The organism is Yersinia sp. LJYL362, from assembly GCF_048323875.1.
The window spans coordinates 12,548-36,567 of the sequence record NZ_JBLWEX010000285.1; the positions used below are offsets into that span (position 1 = coordinate 12,548).

The following is a 24,020-nucleotide window of genomic DNA, read 5'->3' on the forward strand; positions in this document are numbered from 1 at the left end:
TCACGGCACCATAAACGTACACGTCAACATATACCAAACATGCTTCAAAAATCGACTAATTCGTAGTGCCGGAATTTTCGGCGGTTTGGGCGTGGAACCCCTGATCGTGGCATAAGCCGTTTTCATGGATTTGAAGCCTAACATCGGATTGATTATCCGCTTCAGCTTACCGTGATCACATTCAATCACGTTGTTGAGGTATTTCACCTGTCGATGCTCAACGCCAGGTGGACATTTGCCCTCACGTTTCAGCAGCGCCAGTGCTCTGCCATAGGTCGGTGCCTTATCTGTAATAATACGTCTCGGCTGCTCCCAATCCCGTAAGTTGCCCAGCATTTTCTTCAAGAATCGATGAGCCGCTTTGGTATTACGCCGAGGGGAAAGATAAAAATCGATATAGCGATCTCGGCACATTGCAGTCGGATCTTGATGAATGGCTGGCTTATTATAATAATGAGCGAACACATCAGGGAAAAGTGTGCTGTGGCCGGACGCCAATGGAAACATTACTTGATGGAAAGCGCATCTGGGCTGAGAAGAATTTAAGCCAGATGTAATCTGACAGACACCTGTATAAATAACCGGTAACTGTCAGATCAGGTCTGAGCTAATACACCTAAGTGTCAGAATTTACGCGCAAACTCAAGTCGATCCAGAATAATTTCTCCATCAACCCATTGATAGTTGTCAGGAGCACCCAGCATTTCTACCTTAACATAAATATCAATTCCATCGCCTTGCCCGCCTAGTTGAATTTCTGCATTAACCGGTACTTGCAATAAATCCTTGTGACGTAGCTTATTTCTGTTTGTCGTGGAATCTCCTGTCAGCTGAAGGATTTTTTCAAACAGAATGGAAGTGGCATAGGAGCTCACGCCTGTGATGGTGAGTTTGACACCTGCTGATCGAGGGGCGCAATACCATAACCTGCTATTATACAAGCCGTTAAAGAATGCGTTACTGTAATTAGACTCTTTATTTAAATCGTCAATCTTCCATTCTAAATATTGACCCTTTTTGAGCAAAATAAGATCTCCGCCTGTCAATCCATTCCCTTTAACTATTCAATACGATAATGCCGGTTCCAACAGATGCATAGGGGACAGCTATAATAGTCCCCGCAGCCACAACGAAAGCAGAAGTAATGACCAGAGGGTCATCGATCATCAATGGCTTGGTCACCCTTCCTGTGGTTAAAGCGGTTTTTTGGCTATTGAATTCCTGAGCCACATCGTGAGTAGGCCATTCATCGTTCTCGGGGTGTTCGTCTATTGAGTGTTTGTGGGTCATAATCTATCCTTCTTTGGCTAACGAAAAACTCGTGGCTGTTCGCATTCGCCACTTTGGTGGCGTTAACAACCCCCTAGTCGATATAGTTCAAGTACATTTAAACTATAGTCGATTTGTTATGATTAGGAGACTAATTTTGAGGGGGGGGAAGTAGAAGGGGTCTGAAGCCCAACCGTACGAAAACGTACGATTTTTTATATTCAGCTATAATCCTGCTCGCAGTTATTTCAGAAACGCCAAATTCTTCTATTAGATCAGATCTTGATAAAACGCCTGTATAGTAAATTTTAAAATCAATGAATATTAATCTAATAGCAAGCTCTTGGTTTCTTTCTGGCCCAATGAAAGCCAAGCTGAAAAATGCGACATATCTAACAACTCATTGTTATAACTTAACTTTAGTCATATTTAGTTTTAGTTACTTAACCGTCCGAAAATGGTGTACTAATGGAATGACACGTACGAAAGTCATTTTGCTCAGTTTCGGACGGTATTATTGTGGCTGTCCGATAACGACCGGTTGCGTACATAGCCCAAATATCGCAAATCGCAGCTTCGCTTCCACCCGGCACCACTGGCAGGAATAAACACCGTCAAAGTAAGAATATAAGCAGAAATACCAATATTCATATCAATCGGATGCACAGAAAATGAGCAAATGCCGAAGCCATTTGTGGCATGGCGGTAACAATCACCGTCGCATCCAGGTTTTCCATAAAGAAAGCGCCCGCGACCAATAAGGGCAGAGCAGGGCCAGGCACTTTTGACGGGGTGACAGCGTTAGATTGGCTCATGCTGCAAGCCGGAATAGAGATGGATAACGCACTGATTTGGCGAAAAACAGGCGTGCTGGTTTAAACAATGAAATCACGTTTCAAATCCGAACAATTTACTGACATATTTTGAGCATACCGGGATTAAAAAGGGGGATTTATTGTGACAACGTCACGTGGTGTATGCGGTACTGAAAGATAAAGCTGGCTGTGAATAGACCAGCCAGCTATAACTTTAATACTTGGTTCATCATCACTACTTTTTCTTATACACATCAGCCGTTGCGTGGATCTTATTCTCAGTGTTTGCTGAGGTAATGACATAATAATCGCCGCCTAATTCATCGGCTTTTTTGGACAACTCAGCTTTAGCATCCATTAGGGCTAATTCATTAGCAGTAACGATATTGCCAATTTTTTCATACTGCAGCGGGTTATTATTGAGATCTTCCTTGGTTAATAATTCGGCGGATATCGCGCCGGAGGATAATGTCCCCAGAACGACCAGCATTGCCATTGTTTTCAATATTTTCATAGTTGCACATTCCAGAAGGCTTTTTGTACGGACGTTAACCAGATATCTGAACCAATCATACATGCATGACAGCAACCAAAAACCTGGATTCTGCCTACCCCTACCTTGGTGCGTATAATGTATATTATGTTAAATTACTTATCTGTGAGTGAACCCGACTTATGCGCTAAGGGTTTATCCTATTAACCCGCCCGTAATCCGTTAAGCAGAGTTATGTTCTGGTGATCCATACTCCAGCTACAAATAGCAAAATGACAAATTAAAGTCCCTTCCCTCATTATTGACCGGCGGCGCTACGTGAAATCTGTATAACTGACAGCATGATTGCCCGTCAGATTTTGCTAAACGACAGACACAAAAAAGCACGCACTTATTCTCGAATATTCTGCCGATATTTGTTGGCTCACTGTAAGTATTGAATTGAGTATCATAAAGTAATTAGTATTTAATTTATTATATTTAGCAATATTATGATAAAGAACTTATAGGCTAAAAAGTTAATCCAAAAAAGAATTAATAAATGAAACCATCTTGAAGTCGCCAGTTCTGTGGAGTAGGATTTAAATAGTTACAATCAATCGTCAAATTTTCTTTTATTTTAGTAAAGTAAAACTTGAGAGGCTCAGTTAGTCATGGATGAAAAAAATAAGCCACTGAATGAAAAAAAATTAATTGTTGAATCCCTAAACTCACTGCCCCTGATTTCTATTATGGAGTACAGTAATGAACCTTGGGTTGTAAGAGATTGCGAATCCCGTTATGTGTATGTAAATCAAGCTGGTTTAGACTTTTTAAGTTTACCCGCTGACTTTGATATTGAGGGAAGATTAGATGATGAATGCCCTGCGAGTTGGGCGGAATTTGCTGAACAGTATCAAGCCAATGACAGAAAAGCGGAGAAAAGTGGAAAACGAGTAGCCATTATTTCAACCAATTTTTATGGACGAGACAAAATATTAGAACCTTATTATTTACCCAGGTTTCCAATTTACAATAAAGTTGGTGAATGTATAGGAACATTAACAAATGCCAGTAAATTAAATTTCATTTCTCTTTCTCAATATATAGGTCGTCGTGCACCCTCAGTATTGACATTGACCCCGCCCACCGACCTTTTCAACGAGAAAGAACTTGAGATAATTTTTTTCATATTACAGCCAATGACATCTAAAATGGTTGCTAAAAGACTGTCTTTATCACATAGAACAATAGAAAATAAATTAAGACTCATATACGAAAAGTCCGGTGTTAGAACCATAAATATGTTTAGAGAATATTGTGGTCACTTAGGCTTAGATTTATACATCCCGCCTAAGTTTGTAAAACCTTGCGTTCAAAGTTAATTCCGTATTCAAATAAATAATATCAAGTTAGAAGAGCAGAATTGACATGGCGGTATTGGAAAATAGCCGCTCCCTGCCCTCTAACTCCGCCAGATTTTGCCACTAACGCGATTAGTGTTGATGGTCGCATGGTTTCACTTTAGGCCCGTTATCAAGCTGCCTGATCGCCGGTGTCAAACTGGCCGCAACAGTCGCGACAACCACCGCGATTGCCGAGGCCAATAAAACGGCTGAATTGCCGTAATGCATCGCCAGCGGGCCAGCGGCCAGTTCACCGACCGGGATCGCCACAAATGAACCCATCGCATCATAGGCATAAACACGCGCGAGTTTATCGGCAGGAATATGAGTTTGCAGAGAATTTGCCCAAACCACGCCAAATTGCCCAAACCCCAACCCGGCTACAAAAAATCCCCCCATCAGAATGAATGTTGAAGAAACCATGCTGAGAAGCAAAATGGGGATCGCGCAAAGCGAAACCAGGATGACACCAATATACAAATCACGTCGTGGACGCCAGCGCAGCGCAATGAATGAACCCATGATCAGCCCAATACTCTCGGCTGCAACAATAATGCCCCAACCTGCCCGACCAAATGAAGCATCAGCAATGATGGGGCCAAGGATCATCACTACACCGCTGAAAGCGGCATTAATAATGGTGAATTGGGCAACAATAGTCCAAACCCATGAGCGGGCAATAAATTCTTTCCAACCCTCGCGCAGGTCCTGCAAGATGTTGGTGTGTGATTCTAGAGACTGTACCGAGTGGGTGCGAATGAAAAAATAGAGCGGTGCAGAAGCGGCGAATCCCAAAGCATCGACAGCTAAGCCCCATCCCGGCCCAATAGTGCTGGTCAGAATGCCGCCCAAGGAAGCGCCAATCACGGTTCCTGCGTAGATACCCACTTGAATAAAAGCGTTGGCGGCTCTGAGGTGATATGCAGGAACAGTTTGTGGCACCATCGCGGAAGATGCCGGTAGCGCGATGCCCGCTGCTGCACCATTAATTGTTCCCAGTACCGCCAATCCGATGATGGTTGCGGTTCCATCAAGCACCAACCAGGCAACTACCCCCTGAGATAAGGCCGCAATGGTGGAGGAAGATAGCAAAACAATACTTCGCGAATAGCGATCGGCAAGTACCCCACCAATCAACAAGAAAGCCACGTTGAAAATTGATCGCGCGGCAACCACTAAACCTAAATCGGTGGCGGAACCGCCAATATCCAATACAGCAAAAGCTAATGCGATCGGCGCAATGCCATTACCTAATACCGTGAGAAGTCGAGCGAAGAATAAATGTCTAAACGGTGCAGAGTGAAACACATGCCGCGACGATGAGCCGGAGGTGTTGGCATTCACTTGTTTTTCCCCGAACTGAATGTTATTTGCGGTTGCCGCGCTACCACGAGCTTGGTGTTTATTCATTTTGGTGACTTTGGGTAGTTTAATATTCGGAGTGAATTGAGATCTTACGTTTTTTAAAACGCTATTTCAATATTTTGCTGTGCAATGGGTTAGGGAGTTTATCTAAACCGCAAATTGAGAGATGAGAAGTTTAATTAATTGAATTTAAAAGATAATATTCATCAGATCGCGCTACGTGAATTCTGTGTTTATTGCAGTACCCTAGTGGGGCAGAATTCGCGTAGCAGTATTGGACAATCATCACTTCCCTGCCCTTGACTCTCACTTAGATTTTTTCATCGACGCGTTGAATGTGATTTATAGCACATGCCGACTTAACTATCTGGCTATCGGTGCGAGATCCCACCTCATTCATCTGGAACAATGTGAAGCCGTTGTTTAGTATGTAGGTATCCTGTCTACGCTATCAGCATATTCTATATTTATGAAAAAACTCATTAAACGGCTGGAGATCATTAAAAGCGGTATTGAGCTTGAAGATGACGACATTATTCGACATCAACTCCCTTATCTTAAAAGTGAGACTCAGGATGCCGTGCTTGTTTTTATCGTCATGGCGATTGAACAAGGAAAATTCACCCAGGCTCTGGAGGCTATTTCAGCCTGGCTAGGAAGTCAGCAAGGGGTTACGCAGTGGCAAGATATCGAATTGTCGGCTTGTAAACTTGAGCTGAAAGCGCTGGAGGCACAGTTAAGCGATTTAATTGATAAACGCAATGAACGTATTCAATTGCTAGATGATTTTAATGACCTTTATCTGGTGCGGCTTGGCCCATTGATGAAGCAAATTCTCAATTTGCGTAAACAGTTAGCAGAAAGTACCTTGCGTAAAGCCGAGGCGGAAGCCCGTCGCCGAGAGCGCGATTATCGCAACTGTCAGCAGTATATTTCTCAAGCCATCGATGAGCTTGCGGCGCTAAAACAACGCTGGCTGTCACTTGCTACCATCTCGAATGAAACTATTGAGATTCGAAACCGGATTCAGCAACAAACCGAGTTGATTACCGCATTGCTGGCAGAGATTAAAGAGTTGGAAAACAGCTTTTGTACGCGTAATACTGAGTCAACGCGCAAAGCCCGTGAAGACGCCAAAGAGAAATATGAAAGTTATCAGGAAAAACAAACAGATGCCGAGCAGCGGCTCAATAATGACAAGAAACTTTCTTCTCACCAGCGCCAGGAACTCAAACGATTGTGGCGGCAAGCTAGCCGGCTCTGCCATCCTGATTTAGTCGCGGATGAATTTAAAGAGAAAGCTCATCAGCTGATGGTCCAGCTTAATCAAGCCCGCCAACGCGGCGATTTCCCTGCAATACATGCTTTGTTGGAAAGTTTAAAACAAGGGCTTGAGCCACTGATGGCCAGTGATCTGATTGATGATCTTGAGCGGTTGCGGCGAAAAATAGGTGAAGTTAGAAAACAAATTGACGCGATATTACACGAGCTGAAAACTCTGGAGGATGAAGAGTCATGGCGGCTGGCCACCTCTCTGCCCGACAAGGATCAATGGTTTACAGAGCAAGAAAACGTATTATCCAAAACACTCAATATTCTTGAGCGGCAAGTCAGAGAAGCATCAACCGTGCAGTATGAAGCATGATGTTCCAGAGTAAAAGCCCGCGCTACACGGGCTGGTCAGGAAGAGTTGAGTCAGCTACTGACTCAATAACTGTTTCACATCCAGTAAGATAAACTCATTATCGTCCGCCTCATTAGGCTGACGGCTGGAGGAGAACGGGAAATTATTATCGTTACCGACAATGATATGGTTGGCATCCACCACATCAACGTTTTCAATGGTAAAGAACGGGAATGTCAGCACGCCATTATTTAGCGGTTTACGTGCCAGATTCTGCGGATCTTTTATATTCAGCAAATCAATATATGCGATTTTTTCTACCGGTTTGCCGACATTGTCAGCCGAGAATGCGATTTTGTAGACACGTTTGAACGTCGCTATTTTGCTAAAACATTTATCCGTCGCAGCCCCTGCAGTGCACGCTTTATCCGCTGTCCCTTCGCCATTGTCGCGTTCAATCACTAATCCATGGTTCGCATCAATCATATTGAAATCACCAATGGCGTTCTGGTTATCTTCCAGAACATATTGCCAACTGCGCCCTGTCCATGCTTGATTTTTAACATCAAATTCCAGCACTCGCAGGTAGCGTTTGCCATCAATGTTTTCAAATTGCTCCCCCTCCCACAGCGCCCCTTCTAGCATGGGATACAGTTTGCTGCCATCCGGTGACACTGCCATCCCTTCAAATCCTTTGGAGCGCGCTACCTGAAAGTTTTGTTTACCATCCGGCGCACCTGGCAACGTCAATGTTGGATTATCAGGTGATTTCACCACCTTGCCATCAACCTGAGTCTCAAACACGGCCAGCACTTTACCGTTCAAATCGGCCTTAATCAGATAGGGGCCAAATTCATCCCCCACCCAGAGCGCATCATCGGCAAACTGGAAGCTTTCTGGGTCAAAATCACTGCCGGTCAGATAGCGTTTTTTAGTGCTTTCATTGGTGATATGGAAGGGAACTTTTTTATCGGGATCGTGCAAGAACACCGTTTGCAGTGGCGTGACGCTGCCATTTTTGAAATCAATATTATAGTGATTGAGATACAGCATGGCGTCCGGCGAGTTGGCTTTGCTGCCAAATCCATTGTCGGTCAGTACCCAATAGGTGCCATCCGGCATGTGTTTTATTCCAGAATGGCCTTGCAGGGGTTGGCCGGTGATCGGCAACCCAATACCCGTTAGACGATCGGCGGATTTACCGGCTACAGTGCCTAATGCGCTAACGCGTTGACCACTGGTGTATTTGCCACTTTGCTGTAAATCCGTCGGGGCATCCGAAGGGGTCGCAACCGTCGACTTCACGGGCAAAACAGCGTGACCGGCAAGAGCCGCGGGGACTTCGACGGCCTGTGCCCACAAAGGGGTACTGAATGCGATGCTACTGGCCAGCAGTGCCAACCTGAATTTTTTCATGTGCATGTTAAGTTCCCTGATTATTTTTATTGCCCAAAGGTAAAAAGCAACTTCACTATAGGGAGCAGGAGTGACAGAAATATTATCCCTGTTATTTTTTATGATTAAGGCATAATCAGGATGAGTATTATTAATTTCGTCTTCATTCGCAAAAAGGCCATCCATGATGAAAGATAACGAATATCAGCCACCGAAAGTCTGGACAGAAAATAATGCTAGCGGCGGGATATGGTCGAAGATCAATCGCCCGACGGCAGGAGCCAGACATGAAGCTACCCTGCCGGTGGGTAAACATCCATTGCAGCTGTATTCCATGGGGACACCGAATGGTCAGAAGGTGACTATTCTGCTGGAGGAGTTGTTGGCCTTGGGCGAGAAAGGCGCGGAATATGATGCCCATCTGATTCGTATCGGTGAAGGTGATCAGTTCTCAAGTGGTTTTGTTGCCGTCAACCCAAACTCAAAGATCCCGGCGCTGATGGACCATTCAACCACCCCGCCGATCAGGGTTTTTGAGTCTGGTGCTATTTTGCTTTATTTGGCGGATAAATTCGGTCATTTCTTACCAAAATCCCTGGCGGCAAGAACCGAAGCGCTCAATTGGCTGTTCTGGCTACAGGGCGCGGCCCCTTATTTGGGCGGCGGTTTCGGCCATTTTTATCACTATGCGCCAGTGAAAATTGAATACGCCATCGACCGTTTCACGATGGAAGCTAAGCGCCAGCTCGATTTACTCAATACACAGCTGGCGACTCATGAATATATCGCCGGTGATGAGTATTCCATTGCGGATATGGCTATATGGCCGTGGTATGGCAATTTGGTACTGGGCTTGCAATATGAAGCGGGTGAATTCCTGGATGTGAAATCTTATACTCACCTGATACGTTGGACCGAAACCATTGCCAAGCGCCCTGCTGTCCAGCGCGGCCGTATCGTCAATAAAACCTGGGGCGTACCAGAAGAACAGCTGGCTGAACGTCATGATGCATCCGATTTTGACCGACTGATAAAGTAATATAAATCCCCCTCAAGCCCTATTTTACGGGGTTTGAGGGCGTTGACTTAGCCCGATGGTTTGATGCCCAACCGCTTGGCGAGGCGGTGCAGGTTGCCGGTATCAAGCTCAAGCGCGCGCGCACAGGCCGACCAATTCATCCCGTTTGCCTTTAACACTTGGGTAATCCATTGCCGCTGAAAATCACGAGTGGCAGATTGTAAATTTTGCGTCGCCATCGTTTGATTTTCGCTGAATATATCGGGCGTAACACGCGGTGTCACGGCGGCGGCAATATTAAATAGCTCAGGCGTCAAATAATATGACTCTGAGGCATGCTGTGAAGCGCGAGCTAATACCGCAGCACGATAAATAGCATGTTCCAACTCACGAACATTCCCCGGCCAACGGTAATGTTCGAGCATAGTTAATGTTTCTGGCGGAATGCCTAATTGCTTGATAGCTAATTTCTTTCTGATTTGCTCAACAAAAAATCCCGCCAGCAGAATGATATCCCCTTTTCTTTCTCTCAACGGAGGAACATGCAGCGGGAAGACACTCAATCGATGGAACAAATCCACGCGAAAACGCCCGTCGATGACGGCTTGTTTCAAGTCACAGTTGGTGGCCGCAACGATACGCACATTGACCTGTTTGGTACTGTCATCGCCCACTCTTTGCAGGTCACCATATTGGATAACGCGCAGCAATTTGGCCTGAAGCACCAAAGAAAGCTCGCCAATTTCATCGAGAAAAAGTGTTCCATTATCAGCAATTTCAAATTTGCCGGTTCTGTCATGTATTGCCCCGGTGAACGCGCCCTTAACATGGCCAAACAATTCGCTTTCAGCCACATTTTCTGGCAATGCCGCGCAGTTTAAATAGATAAGCGGTTTCGTCGCCCGGGGCGATAAATGGTGAATGGCCTTGGCCACTAACTCCTTCCCGACCCCGGTTTCGCCGGTAATCAGCACATTCAGCTCTGACCCCGCAACCACACCGATTTCATGCTTAAGTTGCAATATCAACGGTGAAAGGCCAATCATTTCATCTTCTGAATGTGTCGCGGCCTGTTTATGAATATTTAAAGAACTCACCGTGGGTACTGCTTGTTTCTCTAAAACATCCACTAACAGCGCATTATTAAGGGCCGAAGCGGCCAATACACCAATCAGTTTCAGCTCTTCATCGCTAAACCTGTCAAATTGGGCGGGATTCATACTGTCGAAAGTCAGCGCCCCGATAAGTTCTTGATCGGCAAATAAAGGTAAACCAATGCAGGCATGAACTTTAAGTTCATCGTGCCCTGGGATCAGGCCGTCGTAGGGGTCAGGAAGATGGCTATCGGTGGGGAAACGCACCACATTGCCCGCACGAGCAATGGCTTCCAGTCGAGGATGAGATGACAGCGAAAAACGTCGCCCCAGCACATCAGGGGATAAACCATCAATCGCCAGTGGGCGAAACAGTTGGTGTTCGTAGCGCAGCAGTGCCGACGCATCACATTGCAGTAATTGCCGTAAGCTGCTGATTAATATTTGAAAACGGTTTTGGCCAGATAAACCGCTTTGTAACTCAATCGCTATTTGCGCGAGCGACTGAATGGATAAACTCATGTTTTGTCATTCCGACACAGTAATAGTCTTTATGACAATAGTCCAATGGTGTCATAATGACAATATTTAAATTTTAAACCATTAAAATCAAATAGATAAATACTGGCACGCCCTTTGCTATCTACAGTGAGGTTATTCATTCACTTTAGTAAGGAACGGTTCATGGCCATTCAGGTTAAAAATAATATTCAATGGGTTGGGCAGCGTGATTGGGAAGTGCGCGATTTCCATGGTACCGAATATAAAACCCTTAAGGGGACGAGCTACAACAGCTATTTGATCCGCGAAGGAAAAAACGTGCTGATTGATACCGTCGATCAGAAGTTCAGCCGCGATTTTGTAGCTAACTTAGCGCGGGAAATTGATCTGAATACGCTCGATTATATTATTATTAACCATGCTGAAGAGGACCATGCCGGGGCATTAACCGAGTTAATGGCGCGCATCCCCCACATCCCGATTTATTGCACCACCAATGCTATCGATTCGATTAACGGGCATCACCATCATCCTGAATGGAATTTCATCACCGTCAAAACGGGTGACTCACTGGATATTGGCAATGGTAAGCAACTGATTTTTGTTGAAACACCGATGCTGCACTGGCCTGACAGCATGATGACTTACCTCACCGGCGACGCAGTGCTTTTCAGTAATGATGCGTTTGGTCAGCACTATTGTGACGAGCATTTGTTTAATGATGAAGTGGACCAGATTGAGCTGTATGAGCAATGTGCTCGCTATTATGCCAATATTTTGACGCCTTTCAGCCGCTTAGTCACACCCAAAATCAACGAAATCCTTGGCTTCAACCTGCCGGTATCAATGATTGCCACTTCTCATGGCGTGGTGTGGCGGGATAATCCCACCCAAATTGTGGCGAAATACCTGGAATGGGCCGGTGATTACCAAGAAGATCGCATCACCATTTTCTATGACACCATGTCAAACAACACCCGCATGATGGCCGACGCCATTGCTCAGGGGATTCATGACACCGACCCCGCTGTTGCCGTGAAAATCTACAATATTGCGCGCCACGATAAGAATGAAATACTGACACAGGTATTCCGCTCAAAAGGGGTATTGGTTGGCTCCTCCACCATGAACAATGTGATGATGCCCAAAATAGCCGGCATGCTTGAAGAACTGACCGGGCTGCGTTTTCGTAATAAAAAGGCGGCCGCTTTTGGCAGTTTTGGTTGGACGGGGGGCGCGGTTGACCGGATTCAAACCCGCCTGATGGATGCCGGATTTGATATTTCCCTCTCACTTAAAATGAAATGGCGACCAGACAGCGATGGGCTGGACGAATGCCGCGAACATGGGCGCAAGATTGCCCGCGAATGGGCCTTACACCCACTGAATAGCCGCGCAGCACTTATTGCTGAAACCCCTTTTATCAATAAAGAGAATACCTCTAGCACTCCGGTGTTACTGGGGATTTCAATGCAATGCAGTGTCTGCCAGTGGATATATGACCCGGCACTGGGTGAGCCACTGCAAGATGTTAAGCCAGGAACGTGCTGGGATGATGTGCCGGACTTCTTCCTCTGCCCGGAATGTGGGTTAGGCAAATCTGTGTTCGATCCACTTTAAGAGAGGCGGTTATGGTTGAGAACATTGTGATTGTCGGTTCCGGGTTTGCTGCCCGTCAGGTGGTGAAAAACATCCGCAAACTCGACGCTCAGGTAGCCATCAATATGATTGCTGCTGATAGTGGTGTTGATTATAACAAACCGGATTTGAGTCATGTTTTCAGTCGCCAGCAAAGTGCTGACGACCTGACTCGGATGTCCGCTGAACAATTTGCGCAGGAAAATAGCCTAACCCTGCACACCGGAACCCGCGTCACTGCCATTCAGCGGCAGAATAAACAGGTGTTGTGTGGTGAGCAGGTGTTTCAATATCACAAACTGGTCTTAGCAACCGGTGCCACAGCAATGCTGCCACCCATTGCAGGCAATACGTTGATCTGCACATTTAACAGCCAAAATGAGTACCGATTGCATCAAGAAACATTACAAAAAGCCCGCCGTATTTTGGTATTAGGCGGCGGTTTAATCGGTGCAGAGCTGGCGATGGACTTACAGCGCGCGGGTAAAAGCGTCATTTTGCTGGATAAAGCCCACAGTCTGTTGGCCTCGGTTTTGCCGGTGGAAATCAGCAGCCGTTTACAGCATAGCTTCAGCCTGATGGGCATCACTCTGGCCTTTAATAATCAACTGAATAGCATTGAGAAAGTGGCGGATGGGCTGCGCGTGATACTCGATTGCGGCCAGCGCTATAGCGTTGATGCGGTGATTGCAGCAATGGGATTACAGCCGGAAACTGCCGTTGCGGCGGCGGCGGGGCTGGATATCGGGCGCGGTATCAAGGTAAACCAACAGTTGCAAACCTCGGACCCCGATATCTTTGCTATTGGCGATTGCGCTGAAATTGGCGGGAAAGTGTTGCCCTTCTTGCAGCCCATTCTGGTCAGTGCCCTGACTCTCGCGAAAAATCTGTTGGGTGGGGCGCATGACCTTACGCTGCCAGCGATGCTGGTCAAAGTCAAAACGCCAGATTTGCCGTTATATTTCGCGGGCGAAACCCAGCGCCGTGATCTCAACTGGGACATAAATTTAACGTCACAAGGAATAACCGCCCGCGCAACTGACAGCCAACATCAGTTACGCGCTTTTGTGGTCAGTGAGGAGCAGACCCAACAGGCATTTTCACTGCTACGTGAGTTAAGCCTTTAACCCTTAGGATGCAACCCCCCCGCCACCGGCGTAGGGGGTTTTCCCCGCAATCTTCATCACCTCAGCACCTAAAGTGACAAACGGAGCACGCCTGCTGGCATAGATGATCCCCCCCGCTTTGGCCCGCACCGCTTTGACCGTATCAGTTATCGGGTCAATGATTTCAGCTACCACGTCATCTTTGCCGACCCATTCACCCGGCTGGCGCAATAGCAACAGCAGACCGCTGGCCGGTGCATTGACGATTTCCCCGGCGGAAAAAGGCAACATCGCCACCTCTCGCTGTGGAATATCCGGAGCCATCCCAGCAATCGCGCCACGATGTTGTAAATATTGATAAATACGCTCGGCATCGGCACTGGCCAGCGGGTGACTGACATCCTGTTGCCCGCGCAATTCAACGGTCACCGCCATACAAGCGGGTACCAGCTCGGGGTAATGTGCGGTTAGGCGGTGCCACGGCAAGCCGCAGGCCTCATCAAACGACCCGCCGCCGCTGTCTTGTGAAAGTAGCACGGTGTCGATATGCAAAAAACGCGCGAGAACATCCACTGATTCTCGCCAGGCTGGATCTGCATACAGATGCAAAATAGCGCTGTCGTCGCAATGCAAGTCCAGCACTAAATCCGCGTCACAGGCCAGCGTGAGCAGATGTTGGCGCAAGGCATCGACTTCACTGCGCGCCGGTAAATCGTGCAATGCCGCCACCATGGCACGGCGTATCTGTTGCCGCAGGTTCTCTTTTTCGCTTAATACACCCGCGCTTAATCGTAAATAAGCTAATGGGGCCAGGTTGGGGAAATCACGATTAAAATTGCGACCGCTGACCAAATCAAAACGGCCTATTCCACTGTTTAGCAGCACTTGTGCCATACCGACAGGGTTAGCGATGGGCACAATAATTATTTCACTCTGAATTTCTCCGCGCCGTTCCGCCTGACTCAGTAATCTTTTAAGATAATGTAATACCAGCATTCCGGGCAGTTCATCGGCATGTAGGCCTGCCTGTAGGTAGATTTTCTCGCCCACACCCGGCTGGCCGAAATGAAAACTGGTTAATTGACGCTGCCCACTCAGGGCATGTTCAGGTAACGTATGATTATTGATTTTCATTGGACGTCCTATCTGTGGAAAAGAAACCCCGGCTTGACCGAATTGACAAAAAAATCCTTGAAATCCTGAGCCAGGATGGCCGCATTTCTTATCAGAAGTTGTCCGAGCAGGTCAATTTGACCGCCCGCCCCTGTTTGGAGCGCGTTCGGTTGCTGGAACGCGCCGGTATTATCCGGGGCTACAGTGCGATTATTGAGCTGCCGGAACCCGAGCATGCCTTTGTTATCCAAGCACAAATTGCCTTGGCCGACCATGGGCACTCTCAAGCCGCCTTCGAGCAAGAAGTTTGTAAAACGCCCGAAGTGCTGGATTGCTGGTTGGTCGGCGGGAGCTTTGATTTCCTGCTGCGCATTGGTTGTCGCAACATGGAACACTATCGGCTACTGGCCGACACCTGGCTCACCAGCAAAAAATTCCGCGTCGATAAAATCGTCACCATCACTGAGTTACAAGCCATTAAACGTGCTTAAAACTATTAAACCTGCTTAAAGCTATTCAATCTACTTAAAGCTATTCAACCTACTTAAAACCACGTTGCCCGCCGGATTCACTCGTGGCGGGCAAAGGCCAACCAGCGCCGTTCCGCGCGTGAAAACATGAAAATCAACATAAAGGTACACAGCAAGTAAAGCGCTGCGGCCATCAGAAACGGAATAAACGGCGAATAAGTGGCGGCATAGAAAGCCCGCGCCACGCCGGTAATATCGAGCAAGGTGACGGTGCTGGCCAGAGAGGTGGCATGCAGCAAGAACACCATTTCGTTATTCAACGCCGGAATTCCCCGCCGTAAGGTGGCCGGTAATACCAAACGCCGAATGATTTGCCACTGACTCATACCGAACGCCTCGCCAGCCACCCACTCCTGGCGCGGAAAAGTCACCATCATGCCCGCCAATAGCTCCGCAACATAAGCACTGGTATTGAGCACCAACGCCAGTGTGGCGCAGAAAGTGGCATCACGGAACAGCAGCCAAAAAGGTTGGTCGTCCTGCCAGCCCAATTGCACAATATCAAACTGCGACAGGCCATAGTAAATAAGCATGAGTTGCAGGTAGAGCGGCGTACTACGAAAGAAATAAGTCACACTGCGAATCAGCCAGGCCAGCGGGCGTGGACCAAAGGCCTGCCCAACCGCCATCACTAGCGCCAGCAGTAAACCGGGCACCACGGACAGTAAAAACAATTTTGCGGTCACCGCCAGGCCGGTCATATCCGAACCGTCGCTGTACAGGAATGTCGGCACTGCTTCGATGAGCGTTTGCAGATTCATTAGCGCGCCCTCGCCGCAGTGGAGGTCGATAGCGCGTAACGCCGTGCCAACAGGCTAAAGCCCCAACTGGACAGCGCAGTAATAACCATATAAATCAACGCCACCAGGAAGTAGAACAGGAAAGGCTTCTGTGTTGCGCGCCCGGCCTGTTCGGCCAGCCACACCATGTCTTCCAATCCCAAAATTGAGATCAAAGCAGAGGCTTTCATTAAACCGAGCCAGTTATTATTGATGCCGGGAATGGCAAAACTGAGCATTTGCGGCAGCATAATCCGCCGAAACACTTGACCGGGGCGCATGCCGTAAGCCATCGCGGCTTCTAACTGACCGCGATCGACGGTTTGAAAAGCGCCACGGAAGGTTTCGGTGTAATACGCCCCAAAGACAATGCCGATGGCCAGTACCCCGGAAATAAACGTATTGAAGCGAACCGGCCCCAATCCCAGCAAGCCGAGAAAACCATTCACCAGCATTTCGCCGCCAAAAAAGAGCAGCAGCATAATCACCAATTCCGGAATACCGCGCACTAAGGTGGTGTAGCCAGTGGAGACCCAACGTAACCAGCGCGGACCAAACAGCTTGATAACTGCATTGATCAGGCCGAGCGCGAGTGCGACCGCCAGCGAAAGCAACATCACACACAGTGATAACCCCGCCCCCTGTGCCAGTAACGGCAAATAGTCTGCAACCATTATTGACCTCCCGAGGCTAACAAACGACAAACGGGCTTGTGTGTCAGAGCCCGGTTGTGGCAAAGGTCACGGCAAACAATCATTCACCGTAAATATCGAAACTAAAATACTTTTTCTGAATGGCATCATAAGTGCCATCAGCACGAATCGCTTTTATGGCCCCATTAAGCGCATCGCGCAAGGCCGGATTATCTTTGCCGACGGCGATACCGACATCCGATGAGATAGTTTCGTCTTGAATAACCGGCCCGGCAAAAGCAAATTTCTGCCCGCGTGGCGTATCAATAAAGCTACTGGCGGCCTGAATATTATCTTGTAGCGAGGCGTTGATCCGCCCTGACAACAAGTCGAGATAGACATTATCCTGATTGGCATAAGAGACAATCTTGACCCCCTGCCCACCCCAATGTTTTTTGGCATAAGTTTCATGGATAGATCCGGTCTGGACCCCGACGGTTTTCCCTTTCAGGCTGGCAACCTCAGGTGACAATGGGCTGCCTTTGCGCGCCACTAATTGCGCGGCACTGCGGTAATAGCGATCGGTGAAATCGACTTCTTTTTTGCGCTCATCAGTAATACTCAGCGACGCAATAATGGCATCGAACTTACGTGCATTCAGCGCCGCAATCATGCTTTCAAAAGGTTGTTTGACGAACACACACTTAGCATGCAAGTTGTCACACAAGGCATTTGCGATATCAATATCAAAACCGGTGATCTCGCCGCTGGGGGCCAGCACATCAAACGGCGGATATCCGCCATCCACACCAAAACTGATCGTTTCTATAGTTTGAGCCGCCACGGGAGCGGAAAGTATCAAGCCAGTCAATAATGCAGCGAATGTCTTTTTCATTATTAAAATCCCGGTGTTGGCAAAGATTAGAAACGAAGTGAGAGGCAGGTTAAGCCGCCATCCATTTTTTTAAATTCACTGGTATCAAGTTGAACGATGGGCATCCCCAGTTTTTCAATTTGAGCCAAGGTATCAGGATAACCTTGCGGAGTAATCAGCGTATCATTGATCCATAAGGTATTACCGGCGTAAGATTCCGCGTCGGAAATCACAATAGTATGAAAGCCGGCAAAGGCAGGATGCTGTTGGTAATCTTCAGTTAGCAATAAGGTGTTGCGGCCCACGTAGTTCACAATGGATTTCAGGTGCAGCCCGGCGCTCACTTCAATGGCGGTCACTTGATAACCATAGCGCCCCACCGCAGAGGAAAACTCGCGAATGCCAGCTTCATCGGTGCGCGACGTCAGCCCGATAAAGAACTGTTTATCGACTAATAACACATCACCACCATCAAGATGCCCCTGATGACTCATGCGAAAAACCGGGCGATCGGTGAACAGTGGCGCAATGGTGTCCACTTCGCCTTGGCGACTTGGCGCACCGGGGTGAGTTATCACCGCCAGCTCGGGCATCACCACCGCCGTATCTTCGACAAAGTGGGCATCGGGGAAGGCCGGAGCCGCTGGTAAAAGGGTCACTTTCAAGCCAAGTTGCAGCAAGGTATCGACATAAGCCAGAAATTGTTGACCAGTGGCAGCAATATCGGGTGCACCCAATTGGGAGGTTGTTTGGCCGCTGCCGCAGGTATCAGCAGGACGTCTGGCAATAGCTTGAGTAAAATGCATCAGCGATTCTCTTGATTGGGAGTGAAACTATTGATCTGATTATTAAACAGATACTGTCACCAATCAGGTTGAATAAGCCTGTTGCAACTATACATTCGCGCTGTATATCGTTGGCAAGACGACCTATTCCGCTGTCAGCAAAATTAAACCGCCGATTCTCATACGCTTTAGTTATATACTGAATGATATGATGCAAGCTGAGATTAATGACATAGTTACGAGTTGCTGATAGCTCGGTGAGTGAAGGGTTTACCGCACCTAGGGGCACTCCGGTGGCTTACGCCACTACGACCCCAACGGCACGATTCCCCTTCAGTTGGCTTTGTCAGCAGTCTGAATTGCTAATATTTATCTAACCAAGGGCTTCAAATGAAAACATTAACCCTCGTGATGCTCACGCTATTACTCGTCGCCTGTGCCAATACGGGTCATGTTGGGGTGAGTGGCGGCTCAAGCGGCATATCGAGTATCAGTATTGGTACGGGCGTTCGTCGGTAGGCGGGTTGCCCAGCCCCCTACTGTTGGTGAGTTTATGGCTTTTTCACGACAGGAATATCTTCAGAGAAACGTGCTGAAATAGCATCGCGCTCATAACCCTGCCGTTGAGTTAAAATAGAATACATTTCAGGCCGACGGCCATAAATCCAGCGCCGTCCGGTGCTCAGTGGGATTAACGACAGGTCTAATTCAGCGCAGACCATAGCGTCGGCGGCTTCCCAGGTTTCATTAATGATACGGCCATAGGGGTCCAGTATCATGGCATTGCCGGTACGAACTTCATCATCATCCGCGCCAATACCATTACTGAACAGAATAAACAGGCCATTATCATGCGCGCGGGCGGGTAACCAGCGCATTAACCATTCCCGACCATTGACTCCACGAATAGCGGCGGTCATTTCCGCTGTTCTTTCCGCGCGTTGCTCCCAGAGATCGAGTGGAATGGGCTTCATACCATAGGGGCTGCGTGAATGCGTTCCGCCGGTTTGATGTGGCGCTAAAACGATATCAGCGCCAAGCAAGGTGGTGGCGCGCACATTCTCCACCAGATTGTTATCCCAACAGATAAGAATGCCGACTTTAACGCCCCACGGTGTATCAAAGACTGTGTAAGAATCACCGCTACTGATGGCGGGGTGTTCAAATGCATGCAATTTACGATGAGTATGCAAAGACCCATCGGGCATACAAGCAACATAGGCATTATAGAGTCGCCCGTCATTGGCCTGCTCTATCAGGCCGACACCAATCAACATTTGATGCTTCTGCGCCAACGATCGCACTAAGGCCAGCGATGGGCTGCTTTCGATGGGCTCAGCCAATGCCTTCACTTGTGCCGCCGTCAATTTCGGCACATGCCAATACCCCGTAATACACATCTCTGGGAACGCCAATATGTTGATATTTTGCAGGGCTGCTTGCTCAATAAACTTTTCAATAACCAATAGGTTGTATTGCTTATTGCTGGCCTGATGCTGGAATTGCACTGTTGCTGCGGTGATCAATGTTGATTCAGTCATATTATCCTCCCCGGATATCCACTGCTGATTTTTATGATTGGTATTACAGCAGCCCCATTGATAACTTTATAATGAATGATTTTCCTTTTTTGATTACCAATGGGAATGAAATATGAATATAAAATTGCTGAAGGCCTTTGTGATGCTCGCGCAAAGAGGCAACTACGGGGATGCTGCCCAGGCCCTTTGCGTCACACAACCGGCACTGACCAAACAGATTAACTTATTGGAATCAATGCTGAATGTTCACTTGTTCACCCGTGGACGACATGGCGCAGCACTCACCCCCAGTGGGCAACAATTGCTCGCGCAGGCGGAGAAAACGGTCAGTCAATCTGAATTCTTTTTACAGTCTGCCGCCCGAGTGGCTAAGGGAATTGAAGGGTTTATCGCCATCGGGTTTGGCCTGTCGACTTTCTATTGCGCACCACGTTGTATCGCAAAATTCCGACAGCAATTCCCCGCGATTGCCATCACGTTGGAAGATATTCCCTCCGCTCAACAATATGCATTATTAACGCGTGGCGAACTGCAAATTGGCTTTGTTCGTGCTCCCCCCACAGCGGCATTAGATTTTTATCCGTTATTTGAAGACCGCCTGGTGCTAGTGACACCGCAAGATAAAACATATTCTGCCGATGAGTGGTTAAAACAGCGGCCATTACTGCGTTTATATACTGAACGCGGGCGAGGACTCAATGGGCAAATCGACCTATTTTTACAATCAAACCAATGGTATGCGCCGGTAATGCAAGAGGTTGAGGATATTCAAACCATATTGGCGTTGGTGATTGCCGGGATCGGCGTTGCACTATTACCGCAGAGTGTGGTGCATATTGCGCCGCCAAGCCTGAATATCATGCCACTGAGTGGGAATCATCTTAGTTGGCACGTGGGTATCGCCTGGAATAGTGCTATTGCGGATTTAGTGCGCGATAACTTTATTAAGATGGTGACGAGTGAATAACGAGCAAAATATCGCAGGATATCTTGCTCGCTATTATATGGGGTATTAACGGAACGGTGGCTCGTTAAAGGTACGTAATTTGCGTGAATGCAGTTGGTCACCCTCCGCGCGCAGCAAATCTATGGCCCGAATACCAATCTGTAAGTGCTCGGAAATTGCACCCTCATAGAAGTGATTCGCCTGCCCCGGCAACTTGATTTCGCCATGCAACGGTTTATCTGACACACACAGTAATGTGCCGTAAGGCACCCTGAATCGATACCCTTGCGCAGCAATCGTGGCACTTTCCATATCAACTGCTACCGCACGGCTAAGATTAAAACGCAGTGCAGAGGCAGAAAAACGCAGTTCCCAGTTGCGATCGTCGGAAGTGACCACGGTGCCGGTACGCAGCCGTTGTTTGACTTCAACGCCCGGCATGCCACTCACCGCTTTAGTGGCGTCATAGAGCGCCCGTTGGACTTCGGCAATACTCGGGATCGGGATATCCGGTGGCAGCACCGCATCCAGCACATGGTCATCACGTAAATAAGCATGGGCCAAGACATAATCGCCAATCGCCTGACTTTCACGTAAACCGCCACAATGCCCGATCATCAGCCATGCGTGTGGCCGCATCACCGCCAGATGGTCACAAATGGTTTTGGCATTGGATGGGCCGACGCCAATATTCACCAGTGTGATGCCATGCCCACTTTCGGCGATTAAATGATAGGCAGGCATTTGATATTTCTTCCACGCCAAATCGGATGTTGTCTTCTGCGGATCGGCATTCTCAGCGGTTATGTAGCTCCCCCCGGCGCAAGAGAGCGCCTTATAAGGGCTGGACGGGTCCAGAATCTGCTGACAAGCCCAACTGACAAACTCATCAACATAACGGCTGTAATTGGTAAACAGAATATAGGGCTGAATATGTTCTGCCGGTGTGCCGGTATAGTGTTTGAGTCGTGCCAATGAAAAATCGGTGCGCAGCGCATCAAAGTGCGATAGCGGGAAATCAGCACCGGCAATATCAATTCCGTCGGTGATGCCATCGCCGATTTTAGCCAGATCGGTGGTCGGAAAATGCTGAGCCAGCCCTGCGGTCATCGAGCGGTCGAGAATCAGGTCGGAGCCATCAATGACAAAGGGATACGGCATCTCTTGTTGTGACGGTGTCACTTCGAACACCGCATGATACTCACTTTCGAGTAAGGTCAGTTGCTCCGTCAGATATTCTCTGAATAAAGCGGGCCGAGTGATGGTAGTGCTGTATTGGCCGGTGCGTGAGAAGCGCCCGTAAGCCCGCGTGCGTTGATGATCTCGGAATCGGCCATCCCAACTGACACTCAGCTGTGGATATGAAAATAGCCCCTTCGCCCGGTCACCCACATCCGGCAACGCCCCATCACGAATATAGGCGCTGATCGCATCACGCAATGCGCTTAGCGCCGCCTCGTATAACGTTTCCAGTTTCTCTATCGCCTCAACGGCCGAGAGATGAGTTGTCGCTTGTGATTGATTCAAGGTATCTCCTTTCAATCCGCATAATGCGGTGGTTAGCTGACTCAATAAAGCAGGGCAGAAATAGAAATAGCACCATTTTGCCACTTATTCCCACGTTTGATTCCCCCTCGCAGGTATTAAAATAGTCACTGTCGCAGATAACACTTTATTTTCTGCTTTGAAAAGGTCTCTTTTGCGTGGCGAAATCATTTTTACGCAGTGGTAGTTTGGACGATATTCTGGCGTTGGGCGAAAACGGACAACCGGTTTATGCTGCTGCACTTCAGATTAGAGAGGCATTGCGCCTCAAGAAACAGCAGCCGATTGCCGATTGCCTGGCTATCCCTCAGCTCAATGAGCAAGGTGATCGTATTGACTGGTATTCGCCTCTGGAAGGTAAAGTGACCTCATGGGTTGCGGCCAGCACTACAGAGCGCAAATCCGCGATAAAACAACTGTCTGCCTGCCTCTCCAGTGCCAATGATTTATGTCAGCGTGCGCAAAAATCAGATAAAGCCGCTCAGCGGTTATTCGGTGTGTTGCTGGCCAAAGCCCTGCAATTTCCCGATCCGAATCATGTTTACCTGGTGGCGGGCAAACCGGTACTGACTTTTTGGGGATTTGTCAGTCAAGGCCAGAAAACACGAACTGACCCACTCGATTGCTTACGACAAACAGCTGAAGCTATTGAGCCGACGTTCTCCCCCCTGAGCGCCGCGCCCCCCGCCCCCGTCACACCGCCGGTTGCCGTGATTAGCGAGCCACCACCGCCAGCCGACATTGCGCCGGAAATAGCCACAGCGCCGCTCCCAGAGCCGACTTCGCCCTCCCTGCCAGAGAAAAAAACACCGCGTTGGCTGCGCTTTAGCTGGGCATTGCCCGTTGTGGCATTAATTATCGCATTAATCGTGCAATTCAGCGGCAGAATGCCGGAAAGTGTTTCAGCCGCTGCTGAGGTTAAGCCCGCGCTTGTCGAAGATAACGTTGTTGAAAATAAAGCCGTGCCTGAAGCCAGCACACCGCTTATCAAGATGACTCAGCCGCTGCTGGAGCCAAAACTCCCGCTAGAACATGCCACTATTGTTCCCCCGGCACCTGTCGTAGTAGATCAAGCGGTGCCGGAGTTAACGGCCACACAGAGCAAGAGTGCGCTGATACTGCCGTTCGATGCGGTCAAGGTGGGGTCAACAGCCTTCCTTAATGGCAACTGGCGCGTCAGCCCGGATATTAAAGCCGCCCAGACCGGTAGAGCACCGAGCCTGAAATATCAGATTAAGAATGGTAAAGGCACGGTAAAAATTACCCACGGTGACAATGTCACCTGCCAGGCCAATATTACCGCCGGGCTGATGAAGTCGGGCAATTTGGTGATTAACAGCCGCTATAGGGCGCAGTGTAGTGATGGTTCAAAATATCAAATGCCTGAGATCGTCTGTAAGCAAGCTCTTACCGGAATTGCTGATTGCAAAGGCCGTTATGATGCTAATACCACACTTCCAATGACGATGAAGCGCGAGACTAAATAATATTATGCTGGCAACGATCACTGACTATAAACAGAAAATTTCGCTGATTCAGAATAGTGGCATCCAGTTTTTGGACTTCGCATTA

At 48.2% G+C, this 24,020-nt stretch carries 23 protein-coding genes and 3 pseudogenes; 11 read left to right on the forward strand and 15 right to left on the reverse strand.

Annotation, left to right across the window (positions count from 1 at the left end):
- A pseudogene (locus tag ACNSO8_RS19145) lies at nt 1–405 on the reverse strand (DDE-type integrase/transposase/recombinase); the annotation flags it as partial.
- On the opposite strand from ACNSO8_RS19145, the pseudogene ACNSO8_RS19150 reads away from it, so the two are divergent.
- Nucleotides 405–557, forward strand: a pseudogene (locus tag ACNSO8_RS19150) (IS481 family transposase); the annotation flags it as partial. The pseudogenes ACNSO8_RS19145 and ACNSO8_RS19150 overlap by 1 nt on opposite strands.
- A gap of 66 nt (nt 558–623) precedes the next feature.
- Here the strand turns inward: ACNSO8_RS19150 and ACNSO8_RS19155 are convergent.
- From ACNSO8_RS19155 to yahO, 4 genes and pseudogenes are all read right to left on the reverse strand, one after another.
- The gene (locus tag ACNSO8_RS19155; RefSeq protein ID WP_418395541.1) at nt 624–1,046 is read right to left on the reverse strand and encodes a hypothetical protein; all 423 of its coding nucleotides are present in this window, start codon (nt 1,044–1,046) and stop codon (nt 624–626) included.
- 10 nt (nt 1,047–1,056) lie between these two features.
- Nucleotides 1,057–1,290 (reverse strand): hypothetical protein, encoded by a 234-nt coding sequence (locus tag ACNSO8_RS19160; RefSeq protein ID WP_418395542.1) that lies wholly within the window; start codon nt 1,288–1,290, stop codon nt 1,057–1,059.
- 570 nt (nt 1,291–1,860) lie between these two features.
- A pseudogene (locus ACNSO8_RS19165) lies at nt 1,861–2,084 on the reverse strand (MFS transporter); the annotation flags it as partial.
- Between the two features lie 235 nt (nt 2,085–2,319).
- Nucleotides 2,320–2,598 carry a DUF1471 family periplasmic protein YahO gene (gene yahO / locus ACNSO8_RS19170; protein ID WP_418395543.1) on the reverse strand — a complete coding sequence of 93 codons (279 nt, stop codon included), beginning with the start codon at nt 2,596–2,598 and terminating at the stop codon, nt 2,320–2,322.
- A 632-nt stretch (nt 2,599–3,230) separates the two neighbouring features.
- Between yahO and ACNSO8_RS19175 the strand changes: the two genes are divergently transcribed.
- The gene (locus ACNSO8_RS19175) at nt 3,231–3,941 is read left to right on the forward strand and encodes a helix-turn-helix transcriptional regulator (RefSeq protein WP_418395544.1); all 711 of its coding nucleotides are present in this window, start codon (nt 3,231–3,233) and stop codon (nt 3,939–3,941) included.
- 111 nt (nt 3,942–4,052) lie between these two features.
- Here ACNSO8_RS19175 and ACNSO8_RS19180 read toward each other — a convergent pair whose 3' ends face one another.
- Complete coding sequence (locus tag ACNSO8_RS19180; protein WP_418395560.1) at nt 4,053–5,306, reverse strand: MFS transporter; 1,254 nt, start codon at nt 5,304–5,306, stop codon at nt 4,053–4,055.
- A 490-nt stretch (nt 5,307–5,796) separates the two neighbouring features.
- Between ACNSO8_RS19180 and ACNSO8_RS19185 the strand changes: the two genes are divergently transcribed.
- Nucleotides 5,797–6,972: a DNA repair protein gene (locus ACNSO8_RS19185; RefSeq protein WP_418395545.1), complete on the forward strand. Its 1,176-nt coding sequence runs from the start codon at nt 5,797–5,799 to the stop codon at nt 6,970–6,972.
- A gap of 54 nt (nt 6,973–7,026) precedes the next feature.
- On the opposite strand, the gene ACNSO8_RS19190 is transcribed toward ACNSO8_RS19185, so the two are convergent.
- Nucleotides 7,027–8,373 (reverse strand): esterase-like activity of phytase family protein, encoded by a 1,347-nt coding sequence (locus ACNSO8_RS19190; protein ID WP_418395546.1) that lies wholly within the window; start codon nt 8,371–8,373, stop codon nt 7,027–7,029.
- A 160-nt stretch (nt 8,374–8,533) separates the two neighbouring features.
- Between ACNSO8_RS19190 and yghU the strand changes: the two genes are divergently transcribed.
- Nucleotides 8,534–9,385 (forward strand): glutathione-dependent disulfide-bond oxidoreductase, encoded by an 852-nt coding sequence (gene yghU, locus ACNSO8_RS19195; RefSeq protein ID WP_418395561.1) that lies wholly within the window; start codon nt 8,534–8,536, stop codon nt 9,383–9,385.
- A gap of 47 nt (nt 9,386–9,432) precedes the next feature.
- Here yghU and norR read toward each other — a convergent pair whose 3' ends face one another.
- Nucleotides 9,433–10,980, reverse strand: a complete 1,548-nt coding sequence (norR, locus tag ACNSO8_RS19200; protein WP_418395547.1) for a nitric oxide reductase transcriptional regulator NorR — start codon at nt 10,978–10,980, stop codon at nt 9,433–9,435.
- A gap of 162 nt (nt 10,981–11,142) precedes the next feature.
- Here norR and norV point away from each other — a divergent pair, with 162 nt between their 5' ends.
- Both norV and norW read left to right on the forward strand, forming a co-directional pair.
- On the forward strand, nt 11,143–12,579 hold the full coding sequence (gene norV, locus ACNSO8_RS19205) for an anaerobic nitric oxide reductase flavorubredoxin (RefSeq protein WP_418395548.1): 1,437 nt from the start codon (nt 11,143–11,145) through the stop codon (nt 12,577–12,579).
- A gap of 11 nt (nt 12,580–12,590) precedes the next feature.
- Entirely contained in the window at nt 12,591–13,724 is a 1,134-nt protein-coding gene (gene norW, locus ACNSO8_RS19210; protein WP_418395549.1) for an NADH:flavorubredoxin reductase NorW, read from the forward strand.
- Between the two features lie 3 nt (nt 13,725–13,727).
- On the opposite strand, the gene ACNSO8_RS19215 is transcribed toward norW, so the two are convergent.
- Nucleotides 13,728–14,837 carry a succinylglutamate desuccinylase/aspartoacylase family protein gene (locus tag ACNSO8_RS19215; RefSeq protein ID WP_418395550.1) on the reverse strand — a complete coding sequence of 370 codons (1,110 nt, stop codon included), beginning with the start codon at nt 14,835–14,837 and terminating at the stop codon, nt 13,728–13,730.
- 14 nt (nt 14,838–14,851) lie between these two features.
- Between ACNSO8_RS19215 and ACNSO8_RS19220 the strand changes: the two genes are divergently transcribed.
- On the forward strand, nt 14,852–15,307 hold the full coding sequence (locus tag ACNSO8_RS19220; RefSeq protein ID WP_418395551.1) for an Lrp/AsnC family transcriptional regulator: 456 nt from the start codon (nt 14,852–14,854) through the stop codon (nt 15,305–15,307).
- Nucleotides 15,308–15,384: 77 nt separating this feature from the next.
- Here ACNSO8_RS19220 and ACNSO8_RS19225 read toward each other — a convergent pair whose 3' ends face one another.
- The 4 genes from ACNSO8_RS19225 to ACNSO8_RS19240 all read right to left on the reverse strand — a co-directional run bounded on the left by ACNSO8_RS19225 (nt 15,385) and on the right by ACNSO8_RS19240 (nt 18,437).
- Nucleotides 15,385–16,107, reverse strand: a complete 723-nt coding sequence (locus tag ACNSO8_RS19225) for an ABC transporter permease (RefSeq protein ID WP_418395552.1) — start codon at nt 16,105–16,107, stop codon at nt 15,385–15,387.
- Nucleotides 16,107–16,799 carry an ABC transporter permease gene (locus tag ACNSO8_RS19230; RefSeq protein ID WP_418395553.1) on the reverse strand — a complete coding sequence of 231 codons (693 nt, stop codon included), beginning with the start codon at nt 16,797–16,799 and terminating at the stop codon, nt 16,107–16,109. Before ACNSO8_RS19230 ends, ACNSO8_RS19225 begins: the two co-directional genes overlap by 1 nt.
- A 79-nt stretch (nt 16,800–16,878) precedes the next feature.
- Nucleotides 16,879–17,652 carry an ABC transporter substrate-binding protein gene (locus ACNSO8_RS19235; RefSeq protein WP_418395554.1) on the reverse strand — a complete coding sequence of 258 codons (774 nt, stop codon included), beginning with the start codon at nt 17,650–17,652 and terminating at the stop codon, nt 16,879–16,881.
- A 26-nt stretch (nt 17,653–17,678) separates the two neighbouring features.
- The gene (locus ACNSO8_RS19240; RefSeq protein WP_418395555.1) at nt 17,679–18,437 is read right to left on the reverse strand and encodes a dimethylarginine dimethylaminohydrolase family protein; all 759 of its coding nucleotides are present in this window, start codon (nt 18,435–18,437) and stop codon (nt 17,679–17,681) included.
- A 369-nt stretch (nt 18,438–18,806) separates the two neighbouring features.
- Between ACNSO8_RS19240 and ACNSO8_RS19245 the strand changes: the two genes are divergently transcribed.
- A complete protein-coding gene (locus tag ACNSO8_RS19245) occupies nt 18,807–18,935 on the forward strand; it encodes a hypothetical protein (protein ID WP_258018744.1) in 129 nt (42 codons plus the stop codon).
- Nucleotides 18,936–18,967: 32 nt separating this feature from the next.
- Here ACNSO8_RS19245 and ACNSO8_RS19250 read toward each other — a convergent pair whose 3' ends face one another.
- A complete protein-coding gene (locus ACNSO8_RS19250) occupies nt 18,968–19,957 on the reverse strand; it encodes a nitrilase family protein (protein WP_418395556.1) in 990 nt (329 codons plus the stop codon).
- A 112-nt stretch (nt 19,958–20,069) separates the two neighbouring features.
- On the opposite strand from ACNSO8_RS19250, the gene ACNSO8_RS19255 reads away from it, so the two are divergent.
- Entirely contained in the window at nt 20,070–20,924 is an 855-nt protein-coding gene (locus ACNSO8_RS19255) for a LysR family transcriptional regulator (RefSeq protein WP_418395557.1), read from the forward strand.
- Nucleotides 20,925–20,969: 45 nt separating this feature from the next.
- Here ACNSO8_RS19255 and ACNSO8_RS19260 read toward each other — a convergent pair whose 3' ends face one another.
- Nucleotides 20,970–22,430: an AMP nucleosidase gene (locus tag ACNSO8_RS19260; protein ID WP_418395558.1), complete on the reverse strand. Its 1,461-nt coding sequence runs from the start codon at nt 22,428–22,430 to the stop codon at nt 20,970–20,972.
- Between the two features lie 176 nt (nt 22,431–22,606).
- On the opposite strand from ACNSO8_RS19260, the gene ACNSO8_RS19265 reads away from it, so the two are divergent.
- Both ACNSO8_RS19265 and ACNSO8_RS19270 read left to right on the forward strand, forming a co-directional pair.
- Nucleotides 22,607–23,935: an SrfA family protein gene (locus ACNSO8_RS19265; RefSeq protein WP_418395559.1), complete on the forward strand. Its 1,329-nt coding sequence runs from the start codon at nt 22,607–22,609 to the stop codon at nt 23,933–23,935.
- Nucleotides 23,936–23,939: 4 nt separating this feature from the next.
- Nucleotides 23,940–24,020, forward strand: an 81-nt coding sequence (locus ACNSO8_RS19270; RefSeq protein WP_418395531.1) for a virulence factor SrfB, incomplete at its 3' end; no start/stop codon positions are given.

Bases quoted from the DNA above. Each gene is read 5' to 3' on its own strand.
- yahO (WP_418395543.1), bottom strand. From the start codon at position 2,598: ATGAAAATATTGAAAACAATGGCAATGCTGGTCGTTCTGGGGACATTA.
- ACNSO8_RS19255 (WP_418395557.1), top strand. From the start codon at position 20,070: ATGAATATAAAATTGCTGAAGGCCTTTGTGATGCTCGCGCAAAGAGGC.
- ACNSO8_RS19230 (WP_418395553.1), bottom strand. From the start codon at position 16,799: ATGGTTGCAGACTATTTGCCGTTACTGGCACAGGGGGCGGGGTTATCA.
- ACNSO8_RS19245 (WP_258018744.1), top strand. From the start codon at position 18,807: ATGAAAACATTAACCCTCGTGATGCTCACGCTATTACTCGTCGCCTGT.
- yghU (WP_418395561.1), top strand. From the start codon at position 8,534: ATGAAAGATAACGAATATCAGCCACCGAAAGTCTGGACAGAAAATAAT.
- ACNSO8_RS19235 (WP_418395554.1), bottom strand. From the start codon at position 17,652: ATGAAAAAGACATTCGCTGCATTATTGACTGGCTTGATACTTTCCGCT.
- ACNSO8_RS19160 (WP_418395542.1), bottom strand. From the start codon at position 1,290: ATGACCCACAAACACTCAATAGACGAACACCCCGAGAACGATGAATGG.
- ACNSO8_RS19215 (WP_418395550.1), bottom strand. From the start codon at position 14,837: ATGAAAATCAATAATCATACGTTACCTGAACATGCCCTGAGTGGGCAG.
- ACNSO8_RS19190 (WP_418395546.1), bottom strand. From the start codon at position 8,373: ATGCACATGAAAAAATTCAGGTTGGCACTGCTGGCCAGTAGCATCGCA.
- ACNSO8_RS19240 (WP_418395555.1), bottom strand. From the start codon at position 18,437: ATGCATTTTACTCAAGCTATTGCCAGACGTCCTGCTGATACCTGCGGC.
- ACNSO8_RS19225 (WP_418395552.1), bottom strand. From the start codon at position 16,107: ATGAATCTGCAAACGCTCATCGAAGCAGTGCCGACATTCCTGTACAGC.
- norV (WP_418395548.1), top strand. From the start codon at position 11,143: ATGGCCATTCAGGTTAAAAATAATATTCAATGGGTTGGGCAGCGTGAT.
- norR (WP_418395547.1), bottom strand. From the start codon at position 10,980: ATGAGTTTATCCATTCAGTCGCTCGCGCAAATAGCGATTGAGTTACAA.
- ACNSO8_RS19250 (WP_418395556.1), bottom strand. From the start codon at position 19,957: ATGACTGAATCAACATTGATCACCGCAGCAACAGTGCAATTCCAGCAT.
- ACNSO8_RS19185 (WP_418395545.1), top strand. From the start codon at position 5,797: ATGAAAAAACTCATTAAACGGCTGGAGATCATTAAAAGCGGTATTGAG.
- ACNSO8_RS19175 (WP_418395544.1), top strand. From the start codon at position 3,231: ATGGATGAAAAAAATAAGCCACTGAATGAAAAAAAATTAATTGTTGAA.
- norW (WP_418395549.1), top strand. From the start codon at position 12,591: ATGGTTGAGAACATTGTGATTGTCGGTTCCGGGTTTGCTGCCCGTCAG.